The following is an 8,653-nucleotide window of genomic DNA, read 5'->3' on the forward strand; positions in this document are numbered from 1 at the left end:
AAGGAGCTAAGGCTCCTTTTTTTTGTGTTCTTGGTTCCTTATTTCTCGATAAGTTAAAAGCCCCTAAGGGCTGTTTTCTTTATTCTGGGAATGTGTAATCACGTAATGCGCTACTAATGTCATCATAGGAAAAACCTTTTCGAGCTAAGGCTTGGGTAATTTTTTGCTTACGCTCATATCCTTCATAATTTTTGGAGTAACGTTTGGCAACCTTATCAAGCTCTGAATAGAGAAGGTCCATTTCATTTTCCTCATCCGCTTCTAATTCAAGAGAGTCAAGTGCGATGGAAGAAACTGAGTAAGAAAAACCTTTATTCATTAAATTTTGGATGATTTTATCTTTTAGTTGTTTTAGTGTTAATCTGGTTTCATAGGTTCTGGATAATTTGCTAGCAAGTTTATAAGCGACATCAATCTGTTTTTCTTCGCTATAAATTTCGTTGAGGGCTTCGGACAGGACATCATTACTAATTCCTTTGGTCAGTAATTTTTGTTTAATTTGATAGGGGCCGGTACTTCCCATCGAAATCTTACCTTCAATAAAATTTTCAGCATAGGACTTGTCATTAATTAGATTATTTTCTGTAAGTACTGATAATACTTGTTCAATTTGGTCAGTATCATTGATGTCATGTTCTAGTAGGTATTTTCTTACTTCAGCGCCCGTACGCATTTTAAATGAAATGTAGTACAAGGCTAAGGACTTCCCTTGAGCAAACTGATCATATGCTAGAATATCCTCTAAATCAGTCTCACTAACTTCTTTATCAATCGTGATAATAAAATGGATGATTGTATCTTCACAGAGGTAGATTTTTTCTTCATCTAGATCAGAGAGATCGACACGGTAGAGTCGTTTTAATTTTTTTATTGCTGTGATTTTTCCCATATCTTTATTATATACGAAAATCTTTGGAATTTGTCACTGACGAATCAAACGACAAAAATGTGACATAAAATAAGATAAGAGACTAATTTTTTTCTATTTGATAAGTTATATGAAAAAATGTAGTATATAAACCTGTTTGTAAAAGATGATTGTTTTTGTAAAATTATCGCTAAATCTTTTCTTAGGCTTGATATAACTAGGTTTTTTTAATTTTTTATAAATGATGTCTTGACTTAATGTAATATTTTCAAGACAAAATATCCGATATCCGCCCTTTTTTGTAGTAAAATTATAACAAATAACCTACAATTATGACGGAGACAAACTAATGAAAAAAAAATCAAGTGCTTTATTAACCATGGGAACCTTAACGATTCTTGCTGGTGGTGGAGTTGTTCTAACACATTCGCCTGATGTTTTTAAAATACAAAAGGTTTATGCAGCAACTTCTAGAGAAGTGACTGTATATCCAACCAACTTTTTAACTTATTTCCAAAGAAATGGGTCAGCAGCTGGGTTTAATTATGATTTATCAACTTATACTCAAACTTTGACACCTGACAAAGGAAGCCAAGCGGGAAATGTTACTTTGATGACCAAAGTTGACATGTCACAAAACTTTACTTTTACCGGGAAGATTAACTTAGGAAATAAGGCTCAAAACAGGGGTGGAGCTGATGGGGTTGGTTTCCTTTTTCATCCAGGGGATACGAGTGTCGTAGGTGCACCTGGTGGAGCTGCCGGTATTGGTGGGGTAAAAGGAGCTTTTGGTTTCAAGCTTGACACTTATTATAATAATTTTAGTGATCCAAGTTTTACGCCAGACCCATCACAATATGCGAGCGGGCTTGCTTTTGGTGCCTTTGTCAATGGTTTAGATGGACAGGCTAAAACTATTGCTGCGGGTTCTCAAGAGATTCCACAACCAACAAATAATAATTTCGTTGATTTTAAAATGACTTATATTGGTGCGACTAAAACGATGTCGATTACCTATGGAACACAATCTTGGACACAAGACGTTTCAGCTTTTGTTGGAACGAATCAGGCCATGTCATTTTCAATTGCCGCGTCAACTGGTGCCAATATGAACTTACAACAACTTCGTAATGTTGAGTTTACTTATACGGTTGCTCAAGGTTCAGTAATTGCTAACTATGTTGATGATCAAGGAAATACGATTGCTCCGTCAGTAACAACAAGTGGAGACCTTACAACAGCTTACACGACAGAGCAAAAAAATATTCCAGGATATACTTATCAATCATCAAATGGAGCAGCACAAGCAGGAAACTATACGGTTAATGATCAAACTGTAAATTATGTTTATACAAGAAATCAAGGAACGATTGATGTAACCTACATTGATCAGACGACAGGGCAAGTTTTGACGAAGAAAGATTTGTCTGGTGGAACTAATGACCCTGCGAATTATACAACAGGTGCTGATATTAAATCTTACACGGATAAAGGATATGAATTAGTTTCTGATGATTATCCGAGTCAAGGAGCAGTATTTACGGATACTCCTCAGCGTTATGTAGTTTATTTAAGACAAAAATCAGTTGTAAGTTCGGAACAAAAACAAGTGAATGAAACAATTCATTATGTCTATGAAGATGGAACTAAGGCTGCAGAGGACTATAAAGCGACACCGCTGAATTTCACAAGAACGGTAACAACGAATCAAGTAACGGGTGAAAAAACATACGGAGAATGGCAAGCGGAAAATGGTAATAGTTTTGCTAAAGTAGTTTCACCAGTTATCAAAGGTGAAACACCAGACCAAGCTCAAATTGATGAAATAACGGGTGTTACAGCAGATACGACAGATATTGAGAAAAAAGTAATCTATAAACGTAATCAAGGAACGATTGATGTCACTTATATTGATGAAACGACAGGTCAAGTTCTGACTAAAAAAGATTTGTCTGGTGGAACGGATGATCCGTCAAATTATACAACAGCTGACGATATTAAATCTTACACAGATAAAGGTTACGAATTAGTTTCAAGTGATTATCCAGATGGCGGGGCAGTCTTTACTGATGAGGCACAACATTATACCGTGAAATTGAAACATGGTATAACAAATGAAACTGACAAAAAAGCTGTAAATCAGGTGATTCATTATGTTTATAAAGACACTGGAGATAAGGCAGCAGAGGACCATACTGCTACTCTTGGATTTAGTCGAACAATAAGTACTGACAAAGTAACTGGGGAAAAAACTTATAGCGACTGGGCGGCTGACAATGCTGACAGCTTTTCCGAAGTCGTTTCGCCAGTACTCAAAGGTTATACAGCTGACCAACTTAAAGTCTCAGAAATGACAGGAATCACTTCTGATACAGCAGATATTTCAGTAACGGTTTCTTATACAAGAAATCAAGGAACGATTGATGTAACTTATATTGATGAAACAACTGGGAAAGTGTTATCTACAAAAGATTTGTCAGGCGGAACTGGAGATTCTTCAAACTATACAACGGTTGATACGATTAAATCTTACACAGATAAGGGTTACGAATTGGTTTCTAGTGATTATCCAGAAGATGGAACTAAATTCGCTGATGACCCTCAACATTATGTTGTGAGATTAAAACATGGTACAGTAGTTGAAACTGAAAATAAATCAGTTAATGAAGTCATTCATTATGTATATGATAATGGAGATAAGGCAGCTGACAACTATAAGGCAACAATTGTCTTTAGTCGAACAATTACTACTGACAAAGTAACTGGAGAGAAAACTTATAGTGATTGGACAGCTGACAATGGCGGAAGATTTGCTGCAGTTCTTTCACCAATCATTAAAGATTACATTGCAAGTCAACTTAAGATTGATGAAATGACAGGAATTACGGTAGATACAGCGGATATTGAAAAAACAGTTGTTTATCATAAAGTTCCTGCGGGAATCATTGTGCCACCAGTTCTTCCAGAAAAGCCAAGTAAACCATCTGATAATCAACCAAAAACCCCAACAGCTAAAGCTGTAAAAGAGAATAAAACAAAAGATATTCTCCCAAGTACCGGAGATAGTCAAAAATCACAAATTGTTTTGACTCTGCTAGGAATTATGGCGGTGATTGCTTCACCACTTGCTATCCTATTTAAACGTAAAAAACAATAATTATAGAAAAATAAAAGGTCTGACAGGGTCAGGCTTTTTATTTGAAGATTAATATTGATAAATAAAAAAAGATATCTTTAAATCTTTTGAGATTCAAGTGGAAAAAGACTACAAAAAGAAATTGTGAAATGTTATAATAGTGTATCACACAATCCTTTATTGCTGATTTTTTATAATGGATTGAAAATGGTCATTAATTGACGAACTAGAGGGAAAATAATTAACGAATGATAAATTTAAAAATAGGACAGAAACTTCAACTCGAAATTGAGCGAATGGGGATAAATGGTGAAGGGATTGGTGTCATTTCAGGACGACTTGTCTTTATTCCTTATGCGCTTCCTGGTGAAGAAGTATTAGTTGAAATTACTGAAAATGCTAGAAATTTCAGTCGCGCAAAATTGGTTAAGATTATTGAAAAATCACCAAATCGTGTGAAACCGCAGGATAGAGCTTATCATGAAATGAGTCAATCTCATATCATGCATCTTTCTTATCCAATGCAATTGGAATTCAAACGGGATGTTATGCGTCAAGCTTTGGAAAAATACAAACCAGCAGGATGGCGTAATTATGAATTGCGCGCGACTTTGGGAATGGAAAATACGCTTGGATATCGTAACAAGCTCCAGTTCCAAGTACGTCGTTTGAATGATGGAACGGTAATTGCTGGACTTTATCAAGAAGGAACACATCACTTGGTAAACCTAGATAACTGTTTGGTTCAAGACCCGAAAACCCAAGAGATTATCAATCACATTTGTCGTTTGATTGAAAAATTTGATTTGCCAGTTTATGATGAGCGTAAAATCGGCGGAATTCGTACGGTCATGGTTCGTCGTTCACAAAAAACAGGTGAAGTACAAATTATTTTTGTGACTTCAACACCAATTATTTTGGACGGTCAAGTTTGGCCTGAATTACGTGAAGAAGCTTCAAAACGTCAAAAAAATTCTTTTGTTAAATTTGACAAAATGTTGTCAGCACTGACAGAAGAATTTGAAGAAATTGTGACGGTTGCGGTCAATTTCCACCCAAGAAAAACCAGTGAAATCTATGGCGAACGCACACAAGTTTTGTTCAATGAAAAAGAAACAATTACCGAAGGGGTCTTGGACTATGAGTTTGAATTAAGTCCTCGTGCTTTCTATCAATTGAATTCTGAGCAAGCAAATGTACTTTATGGTGAAGCAGTTAAGGCTTTGAATCCTAAAAAAGATGACCGTGTCATCGATGCTTACTGTGGTGTTGGGACGATTGGTTTTGCAGTTGCCAAAAAAGTCAAATCGGTTCACGGAATGGATATTACACCAGAATCAATCTTTGATGCGCGTGAAAATGCTAAACGTTTGGGTCTTAAAAACTGCCACTATGAAATTGGTAAAGCTGAGCGAATTATTCCAAACTGGAACAAATCTGGTCATAGAGCGACTGCCATGATTGTTGACCCACCACGTACTGGTCTTGATGATGCCTTGCTTGAAACAATTACTAAATTCCCACCGGAAAAAATGGTTTATGTCAGCTGTAACGTATCAACTTTGGCAAAAGATTTAGTGGTTTTGGCCAATTATTACAAAGTAGAATACATTCAATCAGTGGATATGTTCCCACATACAGCGCGGACTGAAGCAGTTGTTAAATTGACAAAACGCGATGAACCTTTAAAAATTGTGAAATTTGAACATTTGGAAGAAGAACGTAAAGCTGAAGCATTTGCTAAAGGTAAAAAACGTGGACGTCGTCCGCAAAAATATGGTAAATACTGAGAAATTTACTGACAGAATGGCTATTTGGCTATAAATTCATTTATTTGAGGAGAAATTTTCGTCAGTAATTTTTAGGAAAAATGAGAGAAAAAATGAAAAAATTTATTGTTGAACCTGAATTTTGGGAACTTTTTCCTGAAACTCAAATCGGAATTGTTTTAGCCAAAAATATTGATAATAGTATGGAATCAAGTACTGAAATCAAAAAAAATCTTGATGAAGCAAATGAAAATGCAGAGCAATTTCTTGGTGCAGCTGTTTTTAGCGAAAATCCTGTAGTCTCGGTTTGGCGCAAAGCTTATCAACAATTTAAAACAAAAAAAGGGGCTAGAAGTTCGATTGAAAATCTACTTAAACGAGTAGATAAAGGAAAAGCTGTAGGTTCCATCAATCCTTTGGTTGATATTTACAATAGTATCAGCTTGAACTATGGGTTGCCTGCTGGTGGTGAAGATATTGATACCTTTGCAGGAAATTTGCGACTGACAAAAGCTGTTGGTGGCGAACATTTTTTGGCTTTAGGTGATGATGAAGCTGATAATGCTTTGTCTGGTGAAATCTGCTATCTTGATGACGAAGGGGCGGTTTGTCGCTCTTGGAACTGGCGAGATGGGCAAAGAACAATGCTGACAGAACACACAAAAAATGCTTTTTTGATTATTGAGTCTGTTGACCCAGAACGTGGGGATGTTTTAGAAGCTGCGACTCAAAAATTAGCCGAATTGAGTGAAAAATATTTAGGTGGAACTGCTCAGGTGCTTTTAGTGACTAAGGAAAATCCAGAAATTTCATTAGACTAGTGTTTTATCATATCTAAAGAAGTGAGATTTACTGATTTCTGTCAATAAAATAGGATTGGTTAAGGCGCAATTTACTGACAGATAAGAGATTTAATAGTAAAGTTGATGAATACTGTCAATAAAAAGGGACCGTCAGTAAAATCTGGCGGTTCTGTCATTAGTTATTTTTATGATAAAATAGAAAAAATCCGAGGTTTGATATGATATATATGAGAAAAGCTGGCCCTAAAGATTTGCTTGCAATTATGAAAATTATTGAAGAAGCGAGAGCTTTTTTGGCCGCTTCTGGGAGTGACCAATGGCAAAATGCTTATCCAGCAGTTCTTGATATTGAAGAGGATTTTGCTAAAGAACAGGCTTATGTCTTATTAGTTGATGATAAAATAGCAGGTTATTGTGCCATTATTACAGGTGAAGAACCGGCTTATAGCCAAATTACTGACGGAACTTGGTCAAATCAAAATCTTGATTATGTCACTATTCATCGAATTGCTCTGTCTAATGAATTTCGTGGACAATCGCTGACGAGATATTTATTTTCAAATATTTTTACTTTAATGTTATCTAAAGGATACTCAGATTTTCGCCTAGATACACACCCAGTCAATAAACTGATGCAACATGTTTTTGAACGTGAAGGTTTTGTAAAACGAGGGCTTGTCCAGTTTGAAGGCGAACGTTTTGCTTACCAACTAGAAGTTGGAGGCAGAATAAATGAATAAAAAAGAATTGATTGATTTTTGCTTATCTCTTGGTCCAACTTTTGCGGATACTCCTTTTGCTAAAATGGAGACGGGGCAACCGACAGTGGTGATGCGTCATTTAAAGAATAAAAAATCTTTTGCTTATATTTCGGAGCGAGAAGGACGAGTCAATATCGCCATTAAACAAAAACCAGAAATTTCAATAGAGTTACGAGATTTCTTTGTAGATATCAACCCAGCCTTTCATATGAATAAAACACATTGGAATGATGTACTACTTGGTGGAGATGTCGCTGATGAGCAAGTGTGCAAAATGGTTGAGCAAAGCTATGATTTAATAAAACCCAAAAGATAAAGATACTAATATTTTTAAAAGAAGTGAGTTTACCCTCCTAAGCAGTCGGGCTCACATTTTACAGGAGAAAAAATGACTTACGAACAAAATTTTTTAAAAGATTTTCAAGAATGGGTAGACCAACAAGTTCAAATTTCTGAACTTGCCATGAAAGCTGCTGAAAAAATTGCTACAGAAGATGGTAAAAAAGAAGCGAAAGAGGCTGCTATTCGCTATGAAAGTCGTTTAGACGCTTACCAATTTTTGCAAGGAAAATTTGAGAACTACAAAAATGGGAAAGGTTTCCATGACGTTCCAGATTTTGGAACAAAAACATTTTAATGAGTGACTTCTATTTTTAGAGAAGTGACTTCTAACCATTAGATAAAAGGAGATTCAAATGAATTTTAAGAAGATGGTTGGTAATCAAGTGCGAGTAAGAGCTCTCGCTTAGATTACCGCAAAGTCTTATTTCTTTGCGGATAAGAACAAATTGAGTTCACCCTCCTTGAAGTGGATGAAAATAGACAAAATGGAACCTATGCCTTGCACAGAACCACATTTTCTCATCTTTGTTTCACTGCGCTGTCCGTTTTGGCAGTGTCGCTGAAGCGTCAGCCAAAAAAGGCAATTTTCATAACTTCAAAGCAGTCGGGCTCACATCTTAAGGAGATTCAAATGAATTTTAAGAAGATGGTTGGTAATCAAGTGCGAGTAAGAGCTCTCGCTTAGATTACCGCAAAGTCTTATTTCTTTGCGGATAAGAACAAATTGAGTTCACCCTCCTTGAAGTGGATGAAAATAGACAAAATGGAACCTATGCCTTGCACAGAACCACATTTTCTCATCTTTGTTTCACTGCGCTGTCCGTTTTGGCAGTGTCGCTGAAGCGTCAGCCAAAAAAGGCAATTTTCATAACTTCAAAGCAGTCGGGCTCACATCTTAAGGAGATTCAAATGAATTTTAAGAAGATGGTTGGTAATCAAGTGCGAGTAAGAGCTCTCGCTTAGATTACCGCAAA

7 protein-coding genes are annotated in these 8,653 nt (G+C 36.1%); 6 read left to right on the forward strand and 1 reads right to left on the reverse strand.

Translation table 11 applies throughout. The features are described 5' to 3' along the window. Positions 1 to 79: 79 nt before the first annotated feature. The gene (recX, locus tag RSC39_RS11730; protein WP_332537387.1) at positions 80 to 889 is read right to left on the reverse strand and encodes a recombination regulator RecX; all 810 of its coding nucleotides are present in this window, start codon (positions 887 to 889) and stop codon (positions 80 to 82) included. Positions 890 to 1,217: 328 nt separating this feature from the next. Between recX and RSC39_RS11735 the strand changes: the two genes are divergently transcribed. From RSC39_RS11735 to RSC39_RS11760, 6 genes are all read left to right on the forward strand, one after another. After that, the gene (locus RSC39_RS11735) at positions 1,218 to 4,025 is read left to right on the forward strand and encodes a MucBP domain-containing protein (RefSeq protein ID WP_332537389.1); all 2,808 of its coding nucleotides are present in this window, start codon (positions 1,218 to 1,220) and stop codon (positions 4,023 to 4,025) included. 227 nt (positions 4,026 to 4,252) lie between these two features. Continuing rightward, positions 4,253 to 5,794: a 23S rRNA (uracil(1939)-C(5))-methyltransferase RlmD gene (gene rlmD / locus RSC39_RS11740; protein WP_011677233.1), complete on the forward strand. Its 1,542-nt coding sequence runs from the start codon at positions 4,253 to 4,255 to the stop codon at positions 5,792 to 5,794. A 92-nt stretch (positions 5,795 to 5,886) separates the two neighbouring features. Next, a complete protein-coding gene (locus RSC39_RS11745) occupies positions 5,887 to 6,594 on the forward strand; it encodes a B3/4 domain-containing protein (RefSeq protein ID WP_042748024.1) in 708 nt (235 codons plus the stop codon). Between the two features lie 200 nt (positions 6,595 to 6,794). Further along, positions 6,795 to 7,316, forward strand: coding sequence for a GNAT family N-acetyltransferase (locus RSC39_RS11750; RefSeq protein ID WP_015082955.1), 522 nt, complete (start codon positions 6,795 to 6,797; stop codon positions 7,314 to 7,316). Beyond that, positions 7,309 to 7,653, forward strand: a complete 345-nt coding sequence (locus tag RSC39_RS11755; RefSeq protein ID WP_011677230.1) for an MmcQ/YjbR family DNA-binding protein — start codon at positions 7,309 to 7,311, stop codon at positions 7,651 to 7,653. The genes RSC39_RS11750 and RSC39_RS11755 overlap by 8 nt, the downstream gene beginning before the upstream one ends. A 72-nt stretch (positions 7,654 to 7,725) precedes the next feature. After that, a complete protein-coding gene (locus RSC39_RS11760; RefSeq protein ID WP_231722887.1) occupies positions 7,726 to 7,974 on the forward strand; it encodes a DUF1912 family protein in 249 nt (82 codons plus the stop codon). The last annotated feature ends 679 nt before the right edge of the window (positions 7,975 to 8,653 follow it).

Source organism: Lactococcus sp. (genome assembly GCF_036648155.1).
Classification (GTDB): domain Bacteria; phylum Bacillota; class Bacilli; order Lactobacillales; family Streptococcaceae; genus Lactococcus; species Lactococcus cremoris.